This is a genomic window from Cypionkella aquatica (assembly GCF_030161095.1).
Lineage (GTDB): Bacteria > Pseudomonadota > Alphaproteobacteria > Rhodobacterales > Rhodobacteraceae > Cypionkella > Cypionkella aquatica.
In genome coordinates this window covers 25281-50955 of sequence record NZ_BSPP01000019.1, presented here as the reverse complement: position 1 = coordinate 50955, position 25675 = coordinate 25281, and the positions used below count along the sequence as shown (strand labels likewise).

Sequence of the window (25675 nt, the reverse complement as noted above, 5' to 3'; positions counted from 1 at the left end):
ATGACGGTTTTGCCCAGCCTAAGCTCTTTTCGGCGTGGCTGGCTGTTGCGGCTGGCGGCCTCGCGCAGGTTTCAGGTTTGGGCGGCACGTATTCCTTTTGTGCGGCGGATTGCGCGGGCCGAGGGTGCGGCGTTGTTCGACGTGGTCGCAGGGTTTGTAAACGCGCAGGTTCTGATGGCGCTGGTGGAATTGCGCGTGCTGCATCTGCTGCAAGATGGCCCGATGGCGGTGCCGCAGATGGCGGGCCTGTGCGCGGTGCCGCCCGAACGGATGCAGGTTTTGCTGCAAGCGGGTGCAGGGCTGGGCTTGCTGAAGCGGCACCGCGATGGCCGCTTTGGTCTGGCCCTGCGGGGTGCATCGCTTTTGGCCGTTCCGGGTTTGCAGGCGATGATCCTGCACCACCGCGCCCTTTATGCCGATCTGGCCGACCCGGTGGCGTTTCTGCGGGATGGCCGCGACACCCAGCTTGCGCGGTTCTGGCCCTATGTTTTTGGCGCGGCGGGCGCGGTCGATCCGCAGGTCACGGCGACCTATTCCGAGCTGATGGCCGAAAGTCAGGTGCTGGTGGCCGAGGATACGTTGCGGATGGCCCCGCTGACCGGGGTGCAGCGGCTGATGGATGTGGGCGGCGGCACGGGGGCGTTTCTGGCAGCGGTGGGTCGCGCCTATCCGCAGATGCAGCTTGATCTGTTCGATCTGCCCGTGGTGCTGGAAGGCGCGCGGACACGGCTGGCGGCTTCGGGCTTTGCCGGGCGGCTGGCGCTGCATCCGGGCAGTTTTCGGGATGATCCGTTGCCGGTGGGGGCTGATGCGATCAGCCTGGTGCGGGTGCTCTATGATCACGATGATTCGACGGTGCTGCGGCTTTTGCAGGCGGTGCATACGGCCCTGCCCGTGGGCGGGCGGCTGATCATATCCGAGCCGATGTCAGGTGGGGCTGTGCCTGACCGCGCAACCGATGTGTACTTTGCAATTTACACTATGGCGATGCAAACCGGGCGCACACGGTCTGCCGCAGAGATTGAGGCGATTTTGTCAGCGGCGGGGTTCACAAGTATCTGTGTTCATACAGGATTTCGGCCTTTCATCACATCGGTCATCACGGCCCGGCGCGGGTGAGTTCACAGAGAAGTTTTCAAAAGTGTCTATTTTGTTTGACAGTTATATATGTAAGCCTAGAATGACACCAAGAGGATAGCGCAGGGTTTGGTCTTGTATTGAGACTCAGGGCCTCAGCCATCCGGGGAGTGATCGTGAAAACCAATGCCGTCATACTTTCTGCACCAAAGCAGCTGTCACTGGGGCAACTGTCACTGACGCCGCCCGGCGTGGCGGATGTTGTGGTGCAGATCGCCTATTCGGGTATTTCGACGGGCACGGAAAAGCTGTTCTGGTCGGGCACAATGCCGCCGTTTCCGGGCATGGGTTATCCGCTGGTGCCGGGCTATGAGGCCGCGGGCGAAGTGGTTGAGGCTGGGCCCGAATCGGGTTTGCGTGTCGGCGAGTATGTGTTCGTCCCCGGCGCGAATTGCTTTGAGGCGACCGAGGCTGGTCCCGTGCGTGGGCTGTTTGGGGCGGCGTCGCAGTTGCTGGTGACGCCCGGTGCTCGGGTCACGCGGATTGACCGGGCCCTGCGGGCCGAAGGCGCTTTGCTGGCTTTGGCCGCGACGGCGCGGCATGCGCTGGCCGGATTTGACCGAGCTTTGCCGGATCTGATTGTGGGGCATGGGGTTTTGGGGCGCTTGCTTGCGCGGCTGACTGTCGCCGCTGGCGCACCGCCGCCGGTGGTGTGGGAGACCGATCTGGCCCGGCATGCGGGCGCGGAAGGTTATCAGGTGATGCTGCCGGAAGACGATCCGCGCCGCGATTACGCCGCGATCTACGATGCCTCAGGTGCGCCTGACCTTTTGAACCGCCTGATCGGGCGGATCAAAAAGGGTGGCGAGATTGTTTTGGCGGGCTTTTACACCCAACCGATTTCCTTCGCCTTTCCGCCCGCCTTCATGAAGGAAGCGCGGTTTCGCATTGCCGCCGAATGGGCTGCTGATGACATGGTGGCGACGCGCCAACTTGTTGAATCCGATGCGCTTTCGCTGGCGGGGTTGATCACCCACACCGGCGCCGCCAGCCAAGCCGCCGCCGCCTATGAGACGGCATTCACCGATCCGAACTGCCTTAAAATGATACTCGACTGGAAGGGCCACGCATGACGCTTGATATTCCGAACCTTGTCGATTTCGACAATCGGCTGCGCGAAGAGGCGCATCAGGAACCTTCGTTGGAAATTCCCCAGGGCGTACCGACCAAGAAAACCCAGATCATCGCGATCTATGGCAAGGGCGGCATTGGCAAGTCTTTCACCCTTGCGAACCTGAGCCACATGATGGCCGAGATGGGCAAGCGCGTGTTGCTGATCGGCTGCGATCCGAAATCTGACACCACCAGCCTGTTGTTTGGCGGCAAGGCGTGCCCGACGATCATTGAAACCTCGTCGAAGAAAAAGCTGGCGGGGGAAGAGGTCAAGATCGGCGACGTCTGCTTCAAGCGTGGCGGTGTGTTCGCGATGGAACTTGGCGGGCCGGAAGTGGGCCGGGGTTGCGGCGGGCGCGGGATTATCCACGGGTTTGAACTGCTGGAAAAGCTGGGGTTCCACGATTGGGATTTCGACTATGTGCTGCTCGATTTTCTGGGCGATGTGGTCTGCGGTGGCTTTGGTTTGCCGATTGCGCGCGACATGGCGCAGAAGGTCATCTTGGTCGCGTCGAACGATCTGCAATCGCTGTATGTCGCCAACAACGTCTGCTCGGCGGTGGAATATTTCCGCAAGATGGGCGGAAATGTCGGCATTGCGGGGCTGGTGATCAACAAGGATGACGGCACGGGCGAGGCTGCGGCTTTTGCTGATGTGGTCGGGATTCCAGTGCTGGCGGCGATTCCGCAGGACGATGATCTGCGCAAGAAAAGCGCGAACTATCAGATTGTTGGCAGCTATCAGTCGCAATGGGGCCCGATGTTTGCGGCCCTTGCCGAGGCCGTGGAAATCGCACCTCCGGTCCGCCCGAAGCCCGTCAACCAAGACGGATTGCTGGCCTTGTTCGATGCTGAAACCACAGGCGCCAATTTCGTGCTGACCCCGGCAACCGATGCGGACATGCGCGGCAAGAATGCCGTTCTGAAGAAATCGCTGGAAGTGGTGTATGACCATGTTTGACCTTGATCGCCTTGCCGAAATGGAAGCCGCTTTGCGCCGCCTTGTGGGTGCGAAATGACCGAAATCGGCTATGACAGCGCCCATGACGCGCCGCTGACCCAGATTGCGGCGGCAGAGGCCGAACCGCAATCGCAGGTCAGCGCGCCCGTTGATGGCATGGGCTGTCATGCCGGGGCGGCGACGATGGAGGCTGCGGCGCGCGCGGCTGGCAATTCGGAACTGTTGGACCAATACGCGGCGGATTATCCGCAAGGCCCGCATGACAAACCGCAAAGCATGTGCCCGGCGTTTGGCTCTTTGCGCGTCGGGCTGCGGATGCGGCGGGTGGCTACTATTCTGTCGGGCTCGGCCTGCTGCGTTTATGGGCTGACCTTTGTGTCGCATTTCTACGGCGCGCGTCGGTCGGTTGGTTATGTGCCGTTCAACTCGGAATCCCTTGTGACCGGCAAGCTGTTTGAGGACATCCGCGACGCGGTGCATGAACTGGCTGACCCCGAGCGTTATGACGCGGTGGTGGTGACCAACCTGTGTGTGCCGACAGCCAGCGGTGTGCCGCTGCGGCTGTTGCCCAGCGAAATCAACGGCGTGCGGATTGTCGGCATTGATGTGCCAGGCTTTGGCATCCCGACCCATGCCGAGGCCAAGGATGTTCTGGCCGGGGCGATGCTGAAATATGCCCGGGCCGAGATTGAGGCGGGGCCGGTGGCAGCGCCTGCGGCTGGTCGTTCGGATCGCCCGCAAGTGGCCTTGTTGGGCGAGATGTTTCCAGCCGACCCGATGATGCTGGGCGCGATGCTGGCGCCGATGGGCTTGGCGGCGGGGCCAGTGGTGCCGTGCCGCGAGTGGCGGGAACTCTATGCGGCCCTTGATTGCGATGTCGTGGCTGCGATCCATCCGTTCTACACCGCTGCGGTGCGTGAGTTTCAGGCAGCTGGCCGCAAGATTGTCGGCTCTGCCCCGGTTGGCCATGATGGCACGGCGGCTTGGCTGGCGGCGATTGGTGAGGCTTATGGCATTGATCCGGCGCGGATTGCGGCGGCGCAGAACGCCTTTTTGCCCGCGATCAAAGGCGCTTTGGCGGCCAACCCGATCAAGGGCACCATCACGCTGTCGGGCTATGAAGGCTCTGAATTGCTGGTCGCGCGCCTGCTGATCGAATCCGGCGCGCATGTGCCTTATGTCGGCACCGCTTGCCCGAAAACGCCTTGGAGCGCGCCCGATCTGGAATGGTTGGAGGCCAAGGGCGTAAAGGTGAAATTCCGCGCCTCGCTTGAGGATGATCTAAGCGCCATGATGGCGATCCGGCCCGATCTGGCGGTGGGGACGACTCCGCTGGTGCAGAAGGCGAAGGAACTGGCGATCCCAAGCCTTTACTTCACCAACCTGATTTCTGCGCGGCCCTTGATGGGGCCAGCCGGGGCCGGGTCTTTGGGGCAGGTTGTCAATGCCGCCATCGCAGGCCGGGGCCGGATGGAGGTGATGAAAGAGTTTTTTGAGGGCGTTGGCACCGGCGATACCGCTGGCATCTGGGAAGGTGCGCCAAATCTGCGCCCCGATTTCCGCGCTGTGCATCAGAAGAAACTCGACAAGATCGCCCGTGCCGCCAAGGCCGAGGAGATGATCTGATGTTGGTGCAGGATCATGACCGGGCAGGGGGCTACTGGGGCGCGGTTTATGCGTTTTGCGCCGTCAAAGGGCTGCAAGTGGTGATTGACGGGCCGGTGGGCTGCGAAAACCTGCCTGTCACCTCCGTTTTGCACTATACCGACGCGCTGCCGCCGCATGAGTTGCCGATTGTGGTGACGGGCTTGGGCGAAGAAGAACTGGGCCGCGATGGCACCGAAGGGGCGATGAAGCGGGCGTGGAAAACGCTCGACCCGGCGTTGCCTGCGGTGGTGGTGACGGGCTCTATCGCCGAGATGATCGGTGGTGGTGTGACGCCGATGGGCACCAACATCCAACGCTTTTTGCCGCGCACGATTGACGAGGATCAGTGGCAGACCGCCGACCGGGCGATGACGTGGATTTTCACCGAATTTGCGATGACCAAGGGCCGGATGCCTCCCGAGGCGAAACGTGCCGAGGGTGCCAAGCCACGGGTGAACCTGCTAGGGCCGATGTATGGCGTGTTCAACATGGCCTCGGACTTGCACGAATTGCGCCGTCTGGTCGAAGGCATCGGGGCCGAGATCAACATGGTGATGCCTTTGGGTGCGCATGTGGCCGAGATGCGCAATCTGGTCAACGCTGACGCCAATGTGGTGATGTATCGTGAATTTGGCCGGGGTTTGGCCGAGGTATTGGGCAAGCCCTATCTGCAAGCGCCGATTGGCGTCGACAGCACGACGAAATTCCTGCGCAAGCTGGGCGAGATGCTGGGGCTGGACCCCGAGCCGTTCATCGAGCGGGAAAAGCACTCGACGCTCAAGCCGGTGTGGGATCTGTGGCGCTCTGTCACGCAGGATTTCTTCGCAACCGCGTCTTTTGCGATTGTGGCGACCGAGACTTATGCGCGGGGCATCCGCAATTATCTTGAGGCTGATCTTGGCCTGCCCTGTGCTTTTGCCGTGGCGCGGACGCCGGGGCAAAAGACCAACAACGAGGCGATCCGGGGACTGTTGAAACAGCATCGGCCCTTGGTGGTGATGGGGTCTATCAACGAGAAAATGTATCTGGCGGAACTGAAAGGCGGCTTTGGGCCGGCCCCCAGTTTCATCGCGGCTTCGTTTCCCGGTGCTGCGATCCGCCGTGCGACCGGCACGCCGATGATGGGCTATGCCGGGGCGGTCTGGATCTTGCAAGAAGTGTGCAACAGCCTGTTTGACGCGCTGTTCCACATTCTGCCGCTGGGCACCGAGATGGATTCGGCTGCCGCAACCCCCACGACATTGCGCCGCGATTTCCCTTGGGATGTCGATGCGCAGGCGGCCTTGGACCGCATTGTGAACACTCACCCGATCCTGACCCGGATCAGCGCCGCGCGGACGTTGCGCGATGCGGCCGAAAAGGCTGCGCTGGATGCAGGTGCTGAACGTGTGGTGCGCGAAACCGTGGAGGGGCTGCCCGGCGTGGCCCTTTCCTCTGCTTTGGGAGAGAGAACATGAGTGATTACACCGCAAACGGCGACCTGCATCAGGTCAAGCGTTTGAACAAGACCGAGTTCTTCATCTATTTCGCGCTGATTTTCAGCTTGGCCGTGCTGCCGCATGTGGTGGGCTGGCTGCTGCAAACGCTGCGTCATGCCAAGTTGCCCCGGCTGGGGCCTGTGGCGCGCGCGCTGAAAGATGCGCAGGCCGTCACGCCTATGATTTTCCGCGGATAACCATCCGCACACAGAATTCGCCCTTCCGGCAACGGGGTGGCGAAACATCGGAGGGGCATTCCGCCCACCGTGGCCCGGCCGCAGGGAATGCGGCGTCAGTCCGAATATCCGGAGGGTACTATGGCTGATAGAACCGACCTGTCTTTTACAGGTCTAACTGACCAGCAGGCGCAAGAGCTGCACTCGGTCTACATGAGCGGGCTTTGGTTGTTCACGACCATCGCCGTTATCGCGCATATAGCCGTGTTCATCTGGCGTCCGTGGTTTTAAGGGGGGATCTAGACATGAGCAAGTTCTACAAGATCTGGCTGATTTTTGATCCGCGTCGCGTGTTTGTGGCACAGGGCGTTTTCCTGTTTCTGCTGGCCGTGATGATCCATCTCGTCCTGCTGTCGAACCCGGCTTACAACTGGTTCGATATCGCGGCAGCAAAATATAACTACGCACCTGTGGTTGTTGCCCCGGCTCCTTGATTGGGGCCTGCACTTGGTGCGGGCGGCTTCAATCGGCCGCACCAAATTTTACAGACAAGAACAATAGACGGTCGCGGGGCTTTGCGGGTGCAAGGTGGCTGATCCGTCCAACCGCGGAGAGGGAAGCATGGCACTGCTCAGCTTCGAACGAAAATACCGCGTGCCGGGTGGCACGCTGATCGGCGGGAACCTGTTCGACTTTTGGGTTGGACCGTTCTACGTCGGCTTCTTTGGGGTCACGACCTTCTTCTTCGCGGCCCTTGGCACCATGCTGATCTTTTACGGCGCAGCGATGGGGCCAACGTGGAACCCGTGGCTGATCTCTATCACGCCGCCGCCGATCGAGAACGGCCTGGGCTTTGCACCGTTGATGCAAGGCGGGTTGTGGCAGATCATTACGGTTTGTGCGGCGGGTGCCTTTATCAGCTGGGCGCTGCGCGAAGTTGAGATTTGCCGCAAGCTGGGCATCGGGCTGCATGTGCCGATTGCCTTTGGCGTGGCGATCTTTGCCTATCTGACGCTGGTGGTGATCCGGCCCATTCTGATGGGGTCTTGGGGTTATGCCTTTCCCTATGGCATTTTCAGCCATCTCGATTGGGTCAGCAACACCGGCTACACCTATGGCAATTTTCACTACAACCCGGTCCATATGATCGCGGTCAGCTTTTTCTTCACCAACTGCTTCGCGCTGGCTTTGCATGGCGGGTTGATCCTGTCGGCGGCAAATCCTGGCAAGGGTCAGGTGATGAAAACGCCGGACCATGAAGACACCTTCTTCCGCGATCTGATCGGCTATTCGGTGGGCACCTTGGGGATTCACCGTCTGGGCCTGCTGCTGGCGCTGAATGCAGGGTTCTGGAGTGCGATCTGCATCCTGATCTCGGGCACGATCTGGTTCGATCAATGGGTTGATTGGTGGAATTGGTGGCTGCAACTCCCGTTCTGGGCAAACATTCCAGGAGGCGTCAATGGCTGAGTATCAGAACATTTTCACCCAAGTGCAGGTGCGCGCAGCGCCTGAAATGGGGATGGTCGAGAACGTCGATCTGTCAAACCGCACCAAGACCGCAGGCTTTTCGACGCTGATGGGCTGGTTCGGCAATGCCCAGTTGGGCCCGGTGTATCTGGGCACCTTTGGGGTGATCAGCATGGCCTGCGGGCTGATCTGGTTCATGATCATCGGCTTTTGGTTCTGGCATCTGGCGGGGTTCAACCCGGCGGTGTTCGTGCGTGATCTGTTCTGGATGGCGCTGGAACCGCCTGCGCCCGAGTGGGGTCTGCGGTTTCCGCCGATGATGCAGGGCGGTTTGTTTCTGGTGGCGGGGTTCTTCTTTCTGATCTCGCTGTCGTGCTGGTGGGTGCGCACTTATCTGCGGGCCGAGGCTTTGGGGATGGGCAAGCATGTGTCCTGGGCCTTTGCTGCGGCGATCTGGCTGGTGCTGGTGCTTGGGCTTATCCGCCCGGTGTTAATGGGCAGTTGGTCGGAAGCGGTGCCTTACGGGATTTTCCCGCATCTGGATTGGACCAACCTGTTCAGCCTGACCTATGGCAACCTGTTCTATAACCCGTTCCACGCGCTTTCGATTGCGTTCCTGTATGGCTCGGCCCTGCTGTTCGCCATGCACGGGGCGACCATTCTTTCGGTCACCCGACTGGGTGGCGACCGCGAGTTGGAGCAGATTGTGGATCGTGGCACGGCCTCGGAACGGGCGGCTTTGTTCTGGCGCTGGACCATGGGTTTCAATGCCACGATGGAGGGGATTCACCGTTGGGCCTGGTGGTTTGCGGTGTTGGTGCCGATCACCGGAGGCATCGGGATTCTGCTGACCGGAACGGTGGTGGATAACTGGTTTGTCTGGGCGCAAGACCACGGCTATGCGCCGTTGAATTAAGCAAACAGATCGTTGGAAAGGATAGATCATGTCTGACGAGCATTTATACGAGGGTCAAAGCCCGGTGGTCCGCATGCGGGTCTGGGCCTTGGGGCAGATGGTCTGGGGCGCGTTTATGGCGGGCCTTGGGGTTGCGGTGGTCGGTGCGATCTTGCTCGCAATCTGGGGTATCAGCCTGCTGCTGCCCGAGGCAAGCAAGCAAGCGCCGTCGCCCTATGGCGCGCTGGAAATCAGCCAGCCTGCAGTGCAGATCGTGTGATGAAAACCGGGTCTGGCAGCGTTGCGTTGCCAGACCTGCAACGAGGTTGGGGCCAAATGCCGGCTCAAACTCTGGGCACCTCCACAGCCCGGTTCCCTCCTGAATGGCAACAGGAACCTGGTGCCGTGTGTTTGACACCCGGCACCTTTTTTTCATAGCAAAGGCCACAGCCATGCCACTGGAAACTCCGCTTTTGGATACGGTCAACTCTCCGGCAGATTTGCGGGGGATGAGCGACGGCGAACTTGCGCGATTGGCGGACGAGTTGCGCGCCGAGGTGATTTCGGTGGTGTCGGAAACCGGCGGGCATCTGGGGTCGTCGCTGGGTGTGGTGGAATTGTCGGTGGCGATTCACGCGGTGTTCAATACGCCGGTCGATAAGCTGATCTGGGATGTCGGGCATCAGTGTTATCCGCACAAGATCCTGACGGCGCGGCGGGCGCGGATGCGCAGTTTGCGGCAGGGCGGTGGGCTTTCGGGATTCACCAAGCGGTCGGAATCCGAGTTTGATCCGTTTGGCGCGGCCCATTCCAGCACTTCGATCTCGGCGGCTTTGGGTTTCACCATTGGCCGCGATATGGGGATGCCCACGGGCGATGCGATTGCGGTGATTGGCGATGGCGCGATCACGGCGGGCATGGCCTATGAGGCGATGAACGCGGCGGGGGATCTGGGCAAGCGGTTGTTTGTGATCCTGAACGACAATGACATGAGCATCGCACCCCCGGTGGGCGCGTTGAACAAATACCTCAACGGTTTGTCGGCCCATGCGCCGTTTGCGGCGTTGCGTGGGATGGCCGAAGGGTTTGAGGCGGCTTTGCCGGGGCCCTTGCGCGATGGTGCGCGCCGTGCGCGGGCACTGGTGACGGGCACGCCGGGTGGTGGCACGTTGTTCGAGGAATTGGGCTTCACTTATATCGGGCCGATTGATGGCCACAACATGCCGGAATTGCTGGCGACGCTCAGGGCGGCGAAAACGCGGGCGACGGGGCCGGTGCTGATCCATGCGGTGACGGTGAAGGGCAAGGGCTACGGCCCCGCCGAAAGTGCGGCCGACAAATATCACGGGGTGGCGAAGTTTGATGTGATTTCCGGCACGCAGGCGAAGTCGAAATCCAACGCGCCTGCCTATACCTCGGTGTTCGGGTGCGCGTTGACGGATGAGGCCGCGCGCGATGGCCGGATCGTGGCGGTGACGGCGGCGATGCCTTCGGGCACCGGGCTGGACATGATGGCGGCGCGGTTTCCGGCGCGGGTGTTTGATGTGGGCATTGCCGAACAGCATGGTGTGACCTTTGCTGCGGGCATGGCGGCCTCGGGGTTGAAGCCGTTTGTCGCGATTTATTCGACGTTCTTGCAGCGCGGTTATGACCAGATCGTGCATGATGTGGCCTTGCAGGGCCTGCCGGTGCGGTTTGCGATTGATCGGGCCGGGTTGGTCGGGGCGGATGGTGCCACCCATGCCGGGGCGTTTGACGTGGGATACCTGGCCAATCTGCCGGGGTTCGTGGTGATGGCTGCGGGGGATGAGGCAGAGCTGGTGCATATGGTCGCCACCGCGGCGGCCTATGATGGCGGGCCGATCTCGTTCCGCTATCCCCGCGGGGAAGGATCAGGCGTGCAAATGCCGGAACGTGGCGAGGTGCTGGAGATTGGCCGGGGCCGGGTGCTGCGCGAGGGCAGCGATGTGGCGCTGTTGTGTTTTGGCGCGCATCTGCCGGAATGTCTGCTGGCGGCGGAAACTCTGGCCGCGCAGGGGGTGTCGGTGACGGTGGCGGATGCGCGCTTTGCCAAGCCGCTGGATACTGCGCTGATCGGGCAGCTTGCCCGCCATCATGCGGCGGTGATCACGGTCGAGCAGGGCGCGGGTGGCGGTTTTGGGGCGCAGGTGTTGCAGTATCTGGCCAATTCGGGCGGGCTGGATCACGGCTTGCGGCTGCGCACCCTGACCCTGCCGGATCGGTTTATCGAACAGGCCAGCCCGGCTGCGATGTATGCCGATGCGGGGCTGACGGTGGCGGATATTGCCGATGCCGTGCACAAGGTTTTGCCGCAACACGGGGTGGCCAAGCGGGCCTGAACAGGTGTGGATTCTGTCCCAGCTGGGACAAATTTCTGTAGGGTGTGGTTTTCGTATTTTCGCATACTATATCTAGTGCGCCACCCGCCTGAGCGTGTAATCTAAAGCAAAAGGCCCCCGCGATTTCGGGGGCCTTTGCATTTGGCGAAAGCCAGAGATTTACGGCGTGGTTGCAGGTGCTGCCGGATCGGCAGGGGCTGCGGCGGCCGGATCAGCCGGGGCGGCTGCAGCACCAGCGTTGGGGCTGAACTGCACCAGATAGGCGTAAACGTCTTCCGCAACTGCGGCGTTCTTCACCTTGAACATCATCTTGGACTTGGCACCTTTGTCGCCCAAGACGGTTTTCCAGTGGTTCGACGGGTCTTGCACATAATCGACAAAGCTGGCTTCATCCCAGACCAATCCGGTTTTGCCTGCGGCGACAATCGACTCGCCGTATTTGAAACCCGGATAGCTGCCAACCTGACGGCCAAACACGCCATACAGGTTCGGGCCGGTTTTCGCACCTTTGCCCGCGACGATGTTGCCAGCGTCATCGACAGCCGAGTGGCAGGTCTGACATTGTTTGAACACGGCTTCACCTTTGGTCGCATCACCCGCCGCAAAGGCGGGTGCCGCGGCGGTTGCCAAGACCGCGAATAGGACGAGTTTCGATTTCATCAGGATCCTCCCTGTTTTCGATGATAGGATTACGTTTGATGCGACAATATGGATCACTCCAGCCGCATCAAATCAGCGTGATTTAGGCCACGGCGTGCGAGATCGCGCAGCGGTGCCATAGGGCCGAAAGCGCGTTGGCCAGATGGTCGATATCGGCGTCGCTGTGGCAGGGCGAGGGCGTGATGCGCAGACGCTCGGTGCCTTTGGCGACGGTGGGGTAATTGATCGGCTGCACATAGATGCCCCAGTCGCGCATCAGGATGTCGCTGATCATCCGGCACTTGATCGGGTCGCCGATCATCACTGGGATGATGTGGCTTTCGTTGGCCAAATGCGGGATGCCCAGACGATCCAGCCGGGCGCGCAGTTTGGCGACCTGTTCTTGCTGGCGCAGGCGTTCGACATTGCTGGTTTTCAGATGCTGGATCGAGGCGGTGGCGGCTGCGGCCACGGCAGGCGGCAAAGCGGTGGTGAAGATGAAGCCCGAGGCAAAGCTGCGGATGAAATCGCACAAAGCCGCCGAGCCGGTGATATAGCCGCCGACCACGCCAAACGCCTTGCCCAAGGTGCCCTCGATCAGGTCGATCTGATCGGCCAGCCCTTCGCGTTCCGACACGCCACCGCCGCGCGGGCCATACATGCCGACCGCGTGCACCTCGTCAATATAAGTCAGCGCGCCATGGGCTTTGGCGACTTGCACGATTTCCTTGATGGGCGCGATGTCGCCATCCATCGAATAGACGGATTCAAACGCCACGATCTTTGGGCGGTCGCCCACGGCGGCCAGTTTGCGATCAAGGTCGCGCCAGTCGTTGTGCTTCCAGATCACCTTGTCGGCGCGGGAATGGCGGATGCCTTCGATCATGCTGGCGTGGTTGCCGGCATCGGACAGGATGACCGCGTTGGGGATGCGGCTGCCGAGGGTGGAAAGCGCCGCCCAGTTTGACACATAGCCCGAGGTGAACAGCAGCGCTGCCGCCTTGCCGTGCAGATCGGCCAGTTCAGCCTCGAGCAGCAGGTGCTTGTGGTTATTGCCCGAGATATTGCGGGTACCGCCCGAGCCGGTGCCGCTGGTTTGCACGCAATCAATCATCGCCTGCACCACGGCGGCGTGTTGGCCCATGCCAAGATAATCATTGGAACACCAGACGGTGATTTCGGAAACCGTGCCATCCTTGTGGTTTTCCGCGCGCGGGAAGGCGCCGCGTTTGCGCTCTAACTCGGCAAAGGAGCGGTAGTTGCCTTCGGCTTTCAGGGCATCAAGCTGGCTGTGGAAAATCTGATCAAAGTCCATTGGCGTCCTCGAGATGGTCTTTTTGCGGGGTCAGCGAGAGGGATTTGCGGGCCGGAAGCATCCAGCGCCACAGTTTTTCGTCTGGCAGGGGAAGCACCATGAACCAATGCTCCAGCAGGGCCAGCAGGCACAGGCAGGTCAGCAGCGCATAGCCCACCGACATGCCGGGGTGGGTGACGTTGATCGCACGCTCTAGCAGCAGGGCAGAACCTACGGTGAGGGCGGAGACCGAGAGCGGGAAAAAGGCGGTGATGCGGCCGATGCGGAAATAGGTGGCGAGGTGTGCAAGGGGCCGGGGCAGGAAGTGTGTGTTGATGCGGGGCACGCCGAGGAACAGGTTCAGCTTGGCGAACACGCGGGCGATGAACAGCAGCGCGAAGGTGCCAAAGGCGAAGGGGTTGGCGGCGTGCAGCGAGGCGAGCCCGAGGGCCGTCAGCGTGGCGATCAGCGTCAGTTCGTGCCAGGCGATGGTGCCAACCGCCCGCCAGAACCGGTCAGCGGGGGTTATGAAGGCGGGGCAGGCAGTGCGGTTTGGCCCGGTGATGACGCCGGACAGGAAGGCGAGTTCGATCCAGGCCCAGAGGGCGAGGGCGGCCAGAAAGGCCAGATAGATGCCATTGGCTGACAGATCGGGCAAGGATGCCCACGCCGCCGCAAAGCCGATTGCCAGCAGCGGCAGGCCGATGATCACCGAATTCAGATGATCTTGTGCCGTGCCATTGTCGGCCACCCGCACCCGCCACAGAATGACGCCGGTGGAGAACCACCACATGAACAGCGTCGTTGCTGCGGCAAGCCACGGGTTGTCGCTCATGGCGTTGCCCAGCTTGGCAATGCTGTCGTCGGGCGGGGGCCGGGACGCGCCCGCCCCAAACCGCCGACCTTATGCGGGAAAGGGGTCAATAGACCGGCTCCAACCGCACATCTTTGGGTGGCTCTGACTTGATCACCGGGATGGTGTACAGCGCCACGAATGCCGCGCCCGCTTTGATCACGCCCAGCTTGTGGCTGAACCAGCCGCCGACACCGCCCTTGCGCTTGCCCGCATCCATCTGCCCGAAGGCATCGCGCATCCGGCGCAGGTTTGGCAGCCAGCGTTTGTGGTCGATGTCGATTTCCAGCGGGAACACCTGCCGCGCGATGGCCGAGGTTTTGCGATACACCTCTTGGTCATACCATTCGATATCGACGCCGAGGGCCTTGTGAAATTCCGGGCGCTGATGGTCGCGCACGAACATGGTCGAATACACAGCGGTCAGGAAGAAGCGGATCCAGAGTTTGTTGGCGAAGCTGTTGGTCAGTTTCGGATCTGTGCGCATCAAGAGGGCAAAGGCTTCGCCGTGGCGAAACTCGTCATTGCACCATTCGCGGAACCATTTGAAAATCGGGTGAAAGCGCTGGTCGGGGTTGGCTTCCAGATGGCGATAGATGGTGATGTAGCGCGCATAGCCAATCTTTTCAGACAGATAGGTGGCGTAGTAGATGAATTTCGGGCGGAAATAGGTGTATTTCTTGGCCTTGGTCAAAAAGCCAAGGTTCACCGCAACACCTGCTTCGCGCAGCGCGTCATTGATAAAGCCAGCATGGCGGGCCTCGTCGCGCGACATATAGCTGAACAGCTCGCAGATGTCGGGGTTAGAGCCGCGGCGCTTCATTTCTTTATACAGCACGCAGCCGGAAAATTCGGCGGTGCAAGAGGAGACCAGAAAGTCGATAAACTCGCGCTTCAGCTTTGGTTCCATGCCGTCCCAGTTAGCATCCCATTCCGTCCAATCGACGGTTTTCTTGAAATGGCCCTTGTTCGGGTCGGATTTCATCTCAGCCAGCAGCGCATCCCATTCTTTGCGCACGGGGGTGACATCAACGCGGTCCATCTCGTCAAAGTCGGTGGTGTAAAAGCGCGGGTTGAGCAGGGTGGTTTCGGTCGCCATGGCCTGCGTGTCTTGCGGCTGGGCGGCGGCAAGTTCGGCGTAATCGGCATCAAGGCCCTTTGGGGTGGCGTTCATAGCGTCACCTCATCCGAGAACGAAAACTCGCACAGTTCCATAAAGCCAAAATCGCCGGTCGCGCGGGTCCACAGACGTTCCAGCCAAGAGGCGCGGGTGATGGTGGCTTGGCGGTCTTCGATGATCAGCTCGCCGTAAGCGGCCATGATCGGCGCGCCATGCACCAGCACCTCATCGCCGGGATAGACCACGGCACCATTGTTGAAACGGACATGGGCGTGCAGGCTTTCAAAGCGGTGGCTGACCTCGACGGTGCAGGGCACGTCTTCTGCGGTTTTACGAAAAATTGCCATCATTTGGTTCCCATTATTATGATCACAGTTGTGACATGAGCCGTTCAAACGCAGCCCTGTTGTCATATCCGAATGCGCCCAATTCTGCGCTCCATCCGGTGTAGTCATCTTGTGCCGTCAGGCGGCCATTCGCGTATTCCACAATACGCAAAGGTTTCAGTTTATCTACGCCCGCGGTGAGGCGCGCGCGTTCCATGCCGTTCTGAATGACGGTGATAAAGCCGCCGTGCGGCAGGGCCATCAGTTCGGTGCCGTCGGTTGCCAGAACGGTGACGGCCTGGGCGCCGCCACCTTTCAGGATGATGCTGCGTTCGGCCACGATGGCGGCGGATTTCGGCACGCCGACGTGATCGCGGCCGCTCAGCACCGAAAAGCTGACGACGGCAAGGCTGGCCAGCACCAGCGCCAGCATGGCCAGCAACACCGGCTTGGGGATCATGTCTTTGCTGTCAGAGGGGCGGGCGTGGGTTTGCGTTGGGCTGGCCATGATCTCCTCCTATTCCGCCGCCATTGCCATTGCGGGCATCACGCGGGCGACTGTGGGTTCACTGATGCGGGTCTCGGCGGCGTCGGCCAGAACCTTTGCCACGCGGGCGGCATCGGGGATGCAGCGCAGGGTGGGTTGGGTTTTGGCAAAGCGCCACGGGCGGACATGCGGCCAGCACACCAGATAGGAAATCCGGGTTGCGCCAAGGGTTTCCAAGGCGATCGAGCCTGTGCCATTGCGCTTGGTTGCCAGAGTGGCTGCCCCCACCTGCTTGAATGGTACGTTCAGCGTGACGGTCAGCGCCGCCCCGATCCGCAAGGCGACGCGAGCGGTGGTGATGGTGTAAACCGTGGCGCGGGCCTGCACCCAAGCCATCAGGTAAAGGATGCCGCAGGCCACCAGACCGATGACGAGATAGGGCAGCATCACCGCGATCACCGAGGCTGGGCTGCCATCTGACACCGCAGATGCCCGCCAGATCGCCAGCACCACGAAATAGCCAGCCACCCAAGTGACCTTGAACGCATCGCGGGCCAACGCCAAAGCGTCGGGGCGGCCTTGCCACAGCAATTCTTCACCCAGTGGCGGGCGCTCTGGCAGGCCGCGCACGGGTTCGGTGGCGAAGTCGTCGTGGCCCATGCTCATGGCTTCCACGCCAAAGAGCCGCCCTTGCGCTTGTCGGCTGCATACAGCGTGCCGCCAGCATAATAGGCGCTGATCTTTTCTTCTTCCAGCAGGGTCACTTCGGTCAGCGATTTGGTGCCGGGAACGCCATCAAACAGATCAGACGACAGCGAATTGATCCGCACCCGGTCTTTCCAGACCTTGACCATCGGCATCGGCACAAGGCAGCGGTGGCCCGAGTTCAGGTTGATTTCCAGATAGCGCACCAGTTGTTCGGGGGCATCGACCCACATATCGGCGATGCGGCCCACCACCTCGTTATCGCCCGCCTGCACTGGCAAGCCGCGCGGATCACGCCCGGCTGAAACCATGAAAGCCGGGGCCTGCGCCATCGGCACGATCTTGTTGTGGCCGTGGCCGTCGAGTTCCGGCACATCGCGGCGCGGGGCCCAGGATGCGGGGCCGACGCCATCGGTCATCGGATTGCCCAAAGGCGCATGCGGAAAGCCTTCTGACACTGCGGTGCGGCCCAAGGCGACGTCGCGGGCCTCACGCGCGCCATTGGGCACGGTGACTTCGCCCCGGCCATGCGGCAGGATAAAGGTCTTGGGCTTGGGCACTGGGAACGGGCCTTGGTTGGGCGCAGCTGCGCCGTTTTCCAGCTCTAACGGGTAGCCTTCGCGCATGTTTTCGGTTTGCAGGTAATAGACCAGCAGCGCGAAAAAGACCCAGAACAGCCAGATGGCCAGCGAAGCAAGGTCGAAGTTGCCAAAGAAAGTTGTGCCCAGCATGGGGTGTCCTCCGGGGTTAGTTGGGGAAATCGACAAGGCCCAGACGGGCGGTGTCGGCTTTGGATTGCGCATTGAAAAGGCTGACGCGCACAAGCGGGGCAAGGGCGATCAGGGTGACAAACAGAACGACGATTTCGATCATGTAAACAACAGAGTAGCCAAAGGCGGGGGCCGCAAACACCGGGCCAAAGCCGCCTTGCAGGGCGTAAGCGCCAACGCTGTCGCGCAAGCCGCCGCCGAGGGCGATGGACAGGCCTGCGGCGGTGGCTTGTGCAGCCCCCCACGCGCCCAGCACCAGCCCGCGCCCGGCCACGCCCTGTTCAGGCAGCGACATCGCGGCGGTCAGGGTGGCCACGGCAAACAGGCCCGCGCCTAAGCCAATGCTCCACGCGCCGATGTAGAACAGCACGGTTGAGTGCAGCGGGGCGGCAAAGATCACCATCAGAAAGGCCACGACGCCGACCAGAAGCCCGCGCGCCGACATGCGGAACATATCCTGCCCGTTTGACATCCAGCGGCCCGCAAGCACAAAGCCCACCAGCGCGCCCATCGCGTTGCAGGCGGTCAGCCAAGTTGTGGACCCCACCGAAAGCCCAAGGATTTCAGCGCCGTAGGGTTCCAGCAGCACGTCCTGCATCTGAAACGCCATCGTGCCCAGCATCACCACCAACAGCAACCGGCCCGCATGGCCGCCCGCCATCAGATCGCGCCAGCCTTCGTGAAAGATCGGCGTGGTGCGGGCCATTTCCTCGGCGTTCATCGGGCGAACCTTTTCCTGTTTCCACAGGGCGGTCAGGTTCAGCACCATGGTCGCCACGCCGCAGCCTTGCACGACACGGATCAGGCGGATTTCGTCGAAATTACGCAAAAGCAGGCCCAGCACCACGGCAGAAACCGCCATGCCCAGCAGGAACATCACATACAAAAGGGCGACGACGCGGGGCCGGGTTTCAGGGGTCGCGCGGTCGGATGCCAGCGCCAGACCGGCGGTTTGGGTCATGTGCATGCCCACACCTGTCATCAGAAAGGCAACGCCCGCCAAGGCCTTGCCCGCCCATTCCGGCCCATGCACCTGATCGCCCGACAGCACGATCAGCGCAAATGGCATGATCGCAAGGCCGCCCATCTGCCACAGGCTGCCGAACCAAAGGTAAGGCACGCGCTTCCAGCCGATCCAGCTTTTGTGGGTGTCAGACTTGTGGCCCAGCAGGGCGCGGAACGGGGCAGAGACGACGGGCAGCGCGATCATCAATGCGACAATCGAGGCAGGCACGCCAAGTTCCACAATCATCACGCGGTTCAGCGTGCCCAAAAGCAGCACCGCCGCCATGCCGACCGAGACCTGAAACAGCCCCAAGCGCAGCAGTTGCGGCAGGGTGAGCCCCTCGGATGCGGCATCGGCAAACGGCATCCACCGCGCGCCAAGTTGTTGTACATGCTTTGATTTGAAGAAAATCACGGCCGATACTCCAGACATTCCGAAATATAGAACCCGCGTGAGACGCGGTCGATTTTGCTGACCCGGCCCTTGGTGGCGCGGTTCAGGGTGGCAAAGGCGTGCGGCACCATGATCGGGCTGCGATCGGCGCGGGGGAAAAGTTTTCCCATGCTCCAGAACGTCATAAGGAACGCGGTTTTTGGGGCGACGGTGAACACCACGGCGCGTTCGGTGCGGCTGCCCAGGCGATCCAACGCGGCGGTGATATCGGTGGTGCCGTAGTAAATCAGGCTGTCCATCGCGATGACGTAATCAAAGCGGCCATGGTCGGCGGTCATGTCGCCAGAGGCAAAGCTGACGCGGGACGCATGTTCGGCGGGCAGGCGGGCAAGGGCGATGTCAACCAATGCGGGCGAGATATCGACGGCCATCACATCGGCGCCGCGCGCGGCCAATTCGGCGGTCATCTGCCCCGCGCCGCAACCAGCATCCAGAACCCGCGCGCCGCGCAAATCGGTGGGCAGTTGTGCCAGCATCAGCGCGCGCATCTTGTCGCGGCCTTCGCGCACGGTCTGGCGGATGCGGGACACGGGGGCGTCGGAGGTCAGACGCTCCCACACCTTGGTCGCCGAGCGATCAAAGTAGTCTTCCACACGAGTCAGGGTTGCGTCGTAATTGGCCATCAGTCGAACCCCAGCAGCTCAAAAATCTCACGATCCGGCAGCGGTGCGGGCGTCGATCCGGGTTCCTGCACCGAGCGCCACAGCTTGTCGGCCAGCCGCATGTATTCGGCGCGGGCCATCACGATGTCTTCGGAATCGTCCATCTCGAACAGGGTCTTTTTCTTCAGGCGCGAGCGGCGGATCGCATCAATGTCGGGCATATGCGCGATGCGGTTGAAGCCGACGCGCTCGCAGTAGCGGTCTACCTCGTTCGTGTCGCGCGAGCGGTTGGCGACGCAGCCAGCCAGCCGCACCTTGTAGTTGCCGGATTTGGCCTGCACGGCGGCGATGATGCGGTTCATCGCATAGATGCTGTCGAAATCATTGGCGGTGATGATCAGCGCCCGGTCGGCGTGCTGTAGGGGGGCTGCAAAACCGCCGCAGACCACATCGCCCAGCACGTCGAAAATCACCACATCGGTGTCTTCCAGCAGGTGATGCTGTTTCAGCAGTTTCACCGTCTGCCCCACCACATAGCCGCCGCAACCGGTGCCAGCGGGCGGGCCGCCAGCCTCGACACATTTCACGCCGTTAAAGCCGGTGGCGACGTAATCTTCGGGGCGCAGTTCCTCGGCGTGGAAATCCACGTCTTTCAGAATGTCGATGACGGTGGCTTGCAACCGCCCGGTCAGGGTGAAGGTGCTGTCATGTTTGGGGTCGCAGCCGATCTGCAGCACCCGTTTGCCCATCATCGAAAACGCCGCCGACAGGTTGCTTGAGGTGGTGGATTTACCGATCCCGCCCTTGCCATAGACCGAAAACACCTTTGCGCCTTCGATCTTGGTGTCGGCATCCTGATGCACTTGCACGGAACCGTCGCCATCAAGGCCACGCAGGTTCGGAACGTTATCAAGGCTCATGATACGGCCCCTTTCATATTGGGGAAAATATTCGGGCTGCAATGAAGGCATTGCAGCTTGCCGGAGGCTGCGACAGGGCGGCAGCGTAGGGTTTGACGGGGGGCGGTCATTCGGCTGCGATCCCTTCCAAACGGTCTTCCAATTCATCGGCAGCGCCTTGAAGTGCCGCCAAGGTGGCGGCGTCGGGTGTCCAGTAGCTGCGCTCGGAGGCTTCGATCAGGCGGTTGGCCATCCGGGCCGAGGCGACTGGGTTCAGCGCGGCCATGCGTTTGCGCATCGCTTCGTCCAGCACAAAGGTTTCCGACAGGCGCTGATAGACCCAAGGATCGACCGCTTCGGCGGTGGCCGACCAGCCCATGGTGTTGGTCACATGCGCCTCAATCTGGCGCACACCTTCGGCGCCGTGTTTCAGCAGGCTTTCGTAGAATTTCGGGTTCAGCGTGCGCGAGCGGGACTCGAGCGCGATCTGGTCGCGCAGGGTGCGGATCTTGCCAGTGCCACGGGTCTGGTCGCTGATATAGACAGGAGTATCGCTGCCGCGCTGGCGTTTGACGGCGCGGGCGATGCCGCCGAGCGTGTCAAAGTAGTGATCCACGCTTGTGACGCCGAGTTCGACGGATTCAAGGTTCTGATAGGCCAGTTCGACGTTTTTCAGCGCCTTTTGCAGCATGGCGGCGTTTTTCACCGCTTTGCCATCGCGGCCATAGGCAAAGGATTTACGGGCCTCGTAAGCGTCTGCCAGCTCGTCTTCCTGCCCGAAGGCAGAGCTGTCGACCAGCTGGTTGACGTTCGAGCCGTAAGCGCCTTCGGCATTGGAGAACACCCGCAGCGAGGCCACTTCCATATCGACGCCCATCTGTTCGGCATAGGCAAGCGCATGGGCGCGGATGAAGTTTTGCGCCAGCGGCTCGTCTGCGGTGGCGGCCTTGTAGGCGGCTTCGGCGAGCATCTTGGTTTGCAGCGGCAGCAGGTCGCGGAAGATGCCCGACAGTGTCATCAGCACGTCGATGCGCGGGCGGCCAAGTTGCGCCAGCGGCACCAGATCGGCCCCACACAGGCGGCCATAGCTGTCGAAGCGGGGGCGCGCGCCGATCAGGGCCAGCGCTTGACCGACCGGGCCGCCGTCAGATTTGATATTGTCGCTGCCCCAGAGCACGAGTGCTATGGATCGCGGTAGGGTGGGGTGGGCGGCGAGCAGGCGATCAGCCTGTGCAGCGCCGTCGCGCAAAGCGAACTCGGTCGGCATACGGAACGGATCGAATGCGTGGATGTTGCGACCGGTGGGCAGGATTTGCGGGCTGCGGATCAGATCGCCGCCGGGAACCGGGGCGATAAAGCGGGCCGACAAAGCGCGCAGGATGCCGGGGATTTCGGTATCCTGTTGCAGTTGCAGGTCAATGCGGGCGCGCTCGGCGGCGTCCATTGGCGGCAGCAGGTTCAGATATTCAGCGCGCGCGATGGCGGTCATCGGGCGGCCCAGAACGTGCAGGCCATCGGGGATCAGGGCAGCTTCGGCCTCGAGCAGTTTCAGCCAAAGGGCGGCGGGGGCGTGGCCTGCCATGTCGACCAAAGCGGCTTGCTCGATGATCAGCGTTTCCAACTCGGCGCGTTCAGGGGCAACTGTGGGCAGCGCGCGCCAGCGGGTCAGGCTGTCTTTCAGATCGACCAAGCCTTTGTAAAGGCCAGCTTGTGCCAGCGGCGGGGTCAGATGGGTGATGGTCACGGCATTGCTGCGGCGCTTGGCAAGCGTCGCTTCGGACGGATTGTTGGCGGCGTAGAGGTAGATATTCGGCACCTCGCCAATCAGGCGATCGGGCCAATCTTTGCCGCCAAGGCCAGCCTGTTTGCCGGGCATGAATTCCAAAGCGCCATGCATGCCGAAATGCAGCAGGGCGTCGGCCTGATAGGTGTTGCGCAGCCACAGGTAGAACTGCACGAAGGCGTGGGTGGGGGCAAAGCCACGCTCGAACAACAGGCGCATCGGGTCGCCTTCATAGCCAAACGTGGGCTGCAGGCCGACGAAGATGTTGCCGAACTGTTGGCCCAGCACGAACACCCGGCGGCCATCCGATTGCACGCGACCGGGGGCAGCGCCCCAAACCGCTTCGACCTCGGCCAGATGGGTGGTGTTGCGCACGATGGTATCGGCATCAACAAAGGCCGCGACATTGGCGGGTTGACCATAGTGCGCGGCATTGCCGCCCAAGACGGCTGCGCGCAGATCATCGACCGAGGCGGGGACGTCGAGCGTATAGCCCGCGGCTTTCATCGCGGTCAGGGTGTTGTGCAGGCTTTCAAACACCGACAGATAGGCGGCGGTGCCAGCCGCGCCCGCGTTTGGCGGGAAGCCGAACAGCACGATCCCCACCTTTTTGTCGGCATTGCTGGCCTGATGCAGCTTGGCAAGGCGCAGGGTTTTTTCGGCGAGGACCGTGATGCGCTCTGAGCAGGGCGACATCGCACGGCTGTCGGTGGCACCGCTGCACATATGCGCGCAGCCTTGGCAGCCATTCAGGCCGTGGCGGCCCGCGAACACTGTTGGGTTGGTGGCGCCGTCAATCTCGGGCAGGGCGATCAGCATGGTGGTTTCAATCGGACCAAGGCCTTGGCCAGCGCTGGCCCATTGACCAAGGGTCTGAAACTCCAGCGGGTGGGCTGCGATATAGGGCACATCCAGCGCGGTCAGGGCAGCGACGGCAGCGGGGCTGTCGTTGTAGGCGGGGCCGCCGACAAGGCTGAAGCCGGTCAGCGACACCATCGCGTCGATGCCGTTGAAATAGGCGTTGATCGCGGGGCGACCATCAAGCCCGCCCGCAAAGGCCGGGATGCAGGCGATGCCGCGGGCTTCAAACGCGGCGATCACGGCATCGTAATGGGCGGTATCGGATGCCAGAACATAAGAGCGCAGCATCAGCAGGCCAACGGTGGCGGTGGCGGTGGCGGGGCGCGGCAGTTCGGCCAGATCGGTGGTGATGCGGCCTGCAAGGCGCGGATGATAGAGGCCAACATCCGGGTAATCGACCGGGGCTTTGCTGGCCGCACCGCGCCAATCCTTGCGGGTGGAATAGCGGCCAATCAGAAAGCGCACCATCTGTTCGATATTGTCGTCGGACCCGCCCAGCCAGTATTGCATCGACAGGAACCATGCGCGCATGTCCTGTGCTTTGCCCGGAATCCAGCGCAGGATTTTCGGGATGCGTCGCAGCATCGACATCTGCTTTTCGCCGCTATTGGCAGAGGTTTTTGCGCTGGGTTTCAGCTTTTTCAAAAGCGCCATCGCCGCTGAGGCGGGCTTGGACATATCCAGATCGCCCATTTTGGTCAGCTTGACGATCTGGCTGTCGGCAATCACGCCGATGAAGGCATCGACGCGGGCGCGGGCCTCTGTCAGGGCGGGCAGGATGGCGGTGATGTGTTCTTCGATGAAGATCAGGTTGGCGATGATGATATCTGCGGTTTGCAGATCGGTCTTGCAGCGGTCAAGCGCTGCGGGGTTTTCGGCCCATTCGGCGGCGGCGTGGATGGTGATGGTGAGGCCGGGGAAGTCGCGGGCCAACCGGGGGGCTATGCGCGCGGCGGGGCCTGCGGCGTGTTGATCCAGCGTGACCACAACGATGTTGTAGCTGACGCGGGTGCCGATAAGGGGGAGATCAGCGCGCATAATGGGCTTTGGCCTCATACAGGGTTTCAACGCTGATGCTGGTGAGACCTTTGCCCGCGGCGAATTTCTCGGTGTTGCGGCGGGCCTTGCCGCGCACGAAGAACGGGATCTTGCGCAGCTCGTTCTCGGCATCCGACAGCCAGATCACGTTGGAGTCTGTCGGTGCATCTTGCGGCTGGGTATTTTGCGGTGGGCTGTTTTGCGGCGGGGGGGCGATCGCCGCGGGCATCGAGCCCGCGTCAATCGCAGCCGCAGGGGCGGCTTCAGCGCCGAGAGGGCGGGCGATGTGCTGGCCGCCATGGTGGGATGCGCCGGCCTCGTCGTGGAATTCGAAATCATCGCGGAACATATGCAGCAGGTGTTCTTCCAGACCCATCACCAAGGGATGCACCCAAGTGTCAAAGATCACATTCGCGCCTTCCCAGCCCATCTGCGGCGAGTAGCGCGCGGGGAAATCCTGCACATGCACCGGGGCCGAGATCACGGCGCAGGGGATGCCCAGACGTTTGCCGATGTGACGCTCCATCTGGGTGCCGAGGATCATCTCGGGGTGCAGGGCGGCGATGGCGGACTCTACCTCGAGGTAATCGTCGGTGATCAGGGCCTCGACGCCGTAATCCTTGGCCAAGGCGCGGATGGGGCGGGCCATTTCGCGGTTGAAGCAGCCAAGGCCAGCGACCTCAAACCCCATTTCGTCGCGGGCGATGCGGGCGGCGGCGGCGACATGGGTGCCGTCGCCAAAGATGAACACGCGCTTGCCGGTCAGGTAGGTGCTATCAACGCTGCGGGTCCACCACGGCAGGCGCAGGCGCGCGGTGTCGGATTTCAGCGGCAGGCCGGTGATGCTGGCGACTTCGGCGAGGAAATCATGGGTGGCCCCCACGCCAATCGGCACGCATTTGGTGTAGGGCTGTTTGAAGGTCGTCTCAAGCCAGCGGGCGGCGGATTCGGCATGTTCGGGATACATCAGCACGTTGAAATGCGCGGCCCCCATGCGGGCGATGTCTGACGGGCGTGCGCCCATCGGGGCGCAGACGTTCACCGCGATGCCCATGTCGGCCAGCAGGCGGGTGATTTCTACAATGTCATCACGATGCCGGAAACCGAGTGCGGTCGGGCCGATCAGATTGGCGGTGATATGCGCTGTGCGGGGGGTGGGTTTGGCGAGATGGCGGACGATCTGCAAGAATGTCTCATCGGTGCCGAAGCCTTCTTTGCGCTGATAGCTGGGCAGATCGAGCGGGATCACCGGGATGCCCAGATCCATGCTTTCGGCCAGCCCGGCGGGGTCGTCCTGGATCAATTCAGCGGTGCAGGACGCGCCGACAATCAGCGCCTCTGGCTGAAAGCGCGCGACCGCATCCTGACAGGCGGTTTTGAACAGGGTGGCAGTGTCGCCGCCCAGATCGCGGGCCTGAAAGGTGGTGTAGGTGACAGGCGGGCGATGGTCGCGGCGTTCGATCATGGTGAACAGAAGATCGGCATAGGTATCGCCCTGCGGCGCGTGCAGGACGTAGTGCAGACCCTTCATGCCGGTGGCGACACGCATCGCGCCAACATGCGGCGGGCCTTCATATGTCCAGAGGGTGAGTTTCATGCGGC

The 25675-nt window shown here is 61.9% G+C and carries 25 protein-coding genes; 12 read left to right on the top strand and 13 right to left on the bottom strand.

The window, feature by feature from the left end; all coding sequences use genetic code 11:
• The 12 genes from QQJ98_RS19145 (at position 1) to dxs (ending at position 11237) form a co-directional block, all read left to right on the top strand.
• A complete protein-coding gene (locus QQJ98_RS19145; RefSeq protein WP_284326892.1) occupies positions 1-1119 on the top strand; it encodes a methyltransferase in 1119 nt (372 codons plus the stop codon).
• A 134-nt stretch (positions 1120-1253) separates the two neighbouring features.
• Complete coding sequence (gene bchC, locus QQJ98_RS19140) at positions 1254-2210, top strand: chlorophyll synthesis pathway protein BchC (protein ID WP_284326891.1); 957 nt, start codon at positions 1254-1256, stop codon at positions 2208-2210.
• Entirely contained in the window at positions 2207-3211 is a 1005-nt protein-coding gene (locus QQJ98_RS19135; RefSeq protein ID WP_284326890.1) for a chlorophyllide a reductase iron protein subunit X, read from the top strand. Before bchC ends, QQJ98_RS19135 begins: the two co-directional genes overlap by 4 nt.
• A gap of 54 nt (positions 3212-3265) precedes the next feature.
• On the top strand, positions 3266-4837 hold the full coding sequence (gene bchY / locus QQJ98_RS19130; protein WP_284326889.1) for a chlorophyllide a reductase subunit Y: 1572 nt from the start codon (positions 3266-3268) through the stop codon (positions 4835-4837).
• Positions 4837-6315: a chlorophyllide a reductase subunit Z gene (gene bchZ, locus QQJ98_RS19125; protein ID WP_284326888.1), complete on the top strand. Its 1479-nt coding sequence runs from the start codon at positions 4837-4839 to the stop codon at positions 6313-6315. The genes bchY and bchZ overlap by 1 nt, the downstream gene beginning before the upstream one ends.
• Positions 6312-6533, top strand: coding sequence for a cytochrome PufQ (gene pufQ, locus QQJ98_RS19120; protein ID WP_284326887.1), 222 nt, complete (start codon positions 6312-6314; stop codon positions 6531-6533). The genes bchZ and pufQ overlap by 4 nt, the downstream gene beginning before the upstream one ends.
• A 120-nt stretch (positions 6534-6653) precedes the next feature.
• A complete protein-coding gene (gene pufB, locus QQJ98_RS19115) occupies positions 6654-6803 on the top strand; it encodes a light-harvesting antenna LH1, beta subunit (protein WP_284326886.1) in 150 nt (49 codons plus the stop codon).
• Positions 6804-6817: 14 nt separating this feature from the next.
• Positions 6818-7006: a light-harvesting antenna LH1, alpha subunit gene (gene pufA / locus QQJ98_RS19110; RefSeq protein WP_284326885.1), complete on the top strand. Its 189-nt coding sequence runs from the start codon at positions 6818-6820 to the stop codon at positions 7004-7006.
• 127 nt (positions 7007-7133) lie between these two features.
• Positions 7134-7982, top strand: a complete 849-nt coding sequence (gene pufL, locus QQJ98_RS19105; protein ID WP_284326884.1) for a photosynthetic reaction center subunit L — start codon at positions 7134-7136, stop codon at positions 7980-7982.
• On the top strand, positions 7975-8898 hold the full coding sequence (gene pufM, locus QQJ98_RS19100; RefSeq protein WP_284326883.1) for a photosynthetic reaction center subunit M: 924 nt from the start codon (positions 7975-7977) through the stop codon (positions 8896-8898). Before pufL ends, pufM begins: the two co-directional genes overlap by 8 nt.
• A 28-nt stretch (positions 8899-8926) precedes the next feature.
• Positions 8927-9157 carry an RC-LH1 core complex protein PufX gene (gene pufX / locus QQJ98_RS19095; RefSeq protein WP_284326882.1) on the top strand — a complete coding sequence of 77 codons (231 nt, stop codon included), beginning with the start codon at positions 8927-8929 and terminating at the stop codon, positions 9155-9157.
• Positions 9158-9329: 172 nt separating this feature from the next.
• Positions 9330-11237, top strand: coding sequence for a 1-deoxy-D-xylulose-5-phosphate synthase (gene dxs, locus QQJ98_RS19090; RefSeq protein ID WP_284326881.1), 1908 nt, complete (start codon positions 9330-9332; stop codon positions 11235-11237).
• 159 nt (positions 11238-11396) lie between these two features.
• On the opposite strand, the gene QQJ98_RS19085 is transcribed toward dxs, so the two are convergent.
• The 13 genes from QQJ98_RS19085 to bchB form a co-directional block, all read right to left on the bottom strand.
• Positions 11397-11897, bottom strand: coding sequence for a c-type cytochrome (locus QQJ98_RS19085; RefSeq protein WP_284326880.1), 501 nt, complete (start codon positions 11895-11897; stop codon positions 11397-11399).
• Positions 11898-11979: 82 nt separating this feature from the next.
• A complete protein-coding gene (gene hemA / locus QQJ98_RS19080; RefSeq protein ID WP_284326879.1) occupies positions 11980-13191 on the bottom strand; it encodes a 5-aminolevulinate synthase in 1212 nt (403 codons plus the stop codon).
• Positions 13181-14005 (bottom strand): putative photosynthetic complex assembly protein PuhE, encoded by an 825-nt coding sequence (gene puhE, locus QQJ98_RS19075; protein WP_284326878.1) that lies wholly within the window; start codon positions 14003-14005, stop codon positions 13181-13183. Before puhE ends, hemA begins: the two co-directional genes overlap by 11 nt.
• 85 nt (positions 14006-14090) lie before the next feature.
• Complete coding sequence (gene acsF, locus QQJ98_RS19070; protein WP_284326877.1) at positions 14091-15197, bottom strand: magnesium-protoporphyrin IX monomethyl ester (oxidative) cyclase; 1107 nt, start codon at positions 15195-15197, stop codon at positions 14091-14093.
• Positions 15194-15490 (bottom strand): hypothetical protein, encoded by a 297-nt coding sequence (locus tag QQJ98_RS19065; protein ID WP_284326906.1) that lies wholly within the window; start codon positions 15488-15490, stop codon positions 15194-15196. The genes acsF and QQJ98_RS19065 overlap by 4 nt, the downstream gene beginning before the upstream one ends.
• Positions 15491-15512: 22 nt before the next feature.
• Entirely contained in the window at positions 15513-15977 is a 465-nt protein-coding gene (gene puhC / locus QQJ98_RS19060; RefSeq protein WP_284326876.1) for a photosynthetic complex assembly protein PuhC, read from the bottom strand.
• A 9-nt stretch (positions 15978-15986) separates the two neighbouring features.
• Complete coding sequence (gene puhB, locus QQJ98_RS19055; protein ID WP_284326905.1) at positions 15987-16616, bottom strand: photosynthetic complex putative assembly protein PuhB; 630 nt, start codon at positions 16614-16616, stop codon at positions 15987-15989.
• A 2-nt stretch (positions 16617-16618) separates the two neighbouring features.
• A complete protein-coding gene (gene puhA / locus QQJ98_RS19050; protein WP_284326875.1) occupies positions 16619-17392 on the bottom strand; it encodes a photosynthetic reaction center subunit H in 774 nt (257 codons plus the stop codon).
• Between the two features lie 16 nt (positions 17393-17408).
• Positions 17409-18848, bottom strand: a complete 1440-nt coding sequence (locus QQJ98_RS19045; RefSeq protein ID WP_431307840.1) for a PucC family protein — start codon at positions 18846-18848, stop codon at positions 17409-17411.
• Positions 18848-19513 (bottom strand): magnesium protoporphyrin IX methyltransferase, encoded by a 666-nt coding sequence (gene bchM / locus QQJ98_RS19040; protein ID WP_284326874.1) that lies wholly within the window; start codon positions 19511-19513, stop codon positions 18848-18850. Before bchM ends, QQJ98_RS19045 begins: the two co-directional genes overlap by 1 nt.
• Positions 19513-20412, bottom strand: a complete 900-nt coding sequence (gene bchL / locus QQJ98_RS19035; protein ID WP_284326873.1) for a ferredoxin:protochlorophyllide reductase (ATP-dependent) iron-sulfur ATP-binding protein — start codon at positions 20410-20412, stop codon at positions 19513-19515. Before bchL ends, bchM begins: the two co-directional genes overlap by 1 nt.
• A gap of 106 nt (positions 20413-20518) precedes the next feature.
• Positions 20519-24073: a magnesium chelatase subunit H gene (locus QQJ98_RS19030; RefSeq protein WP_284326872.1), complete on the bottom strand. Its 3555-nt coding sequence runs from the start codon at positions 24071-24073 to the stop codon at positions 20519-20521.
• Positions 24063-25670 (bottom strand): ferredoxin:protochlorophyllide reductase (ATP-dependent) subunit B, encoded by a 1608-nt coding sequence (gene bchB, locus QQJ98_RS19025; protein ID WP_284326871.1) that lies wholly within the window; start codon positions 25668-25670, stop codon positions 24063-24065. The genes QQJ98_RS19030 and bchB overlap by 11 nt, the downstream gene beginning before the upstream one ends.
• Positions 25671-25675: the final 5 nt, after the last annotated feature.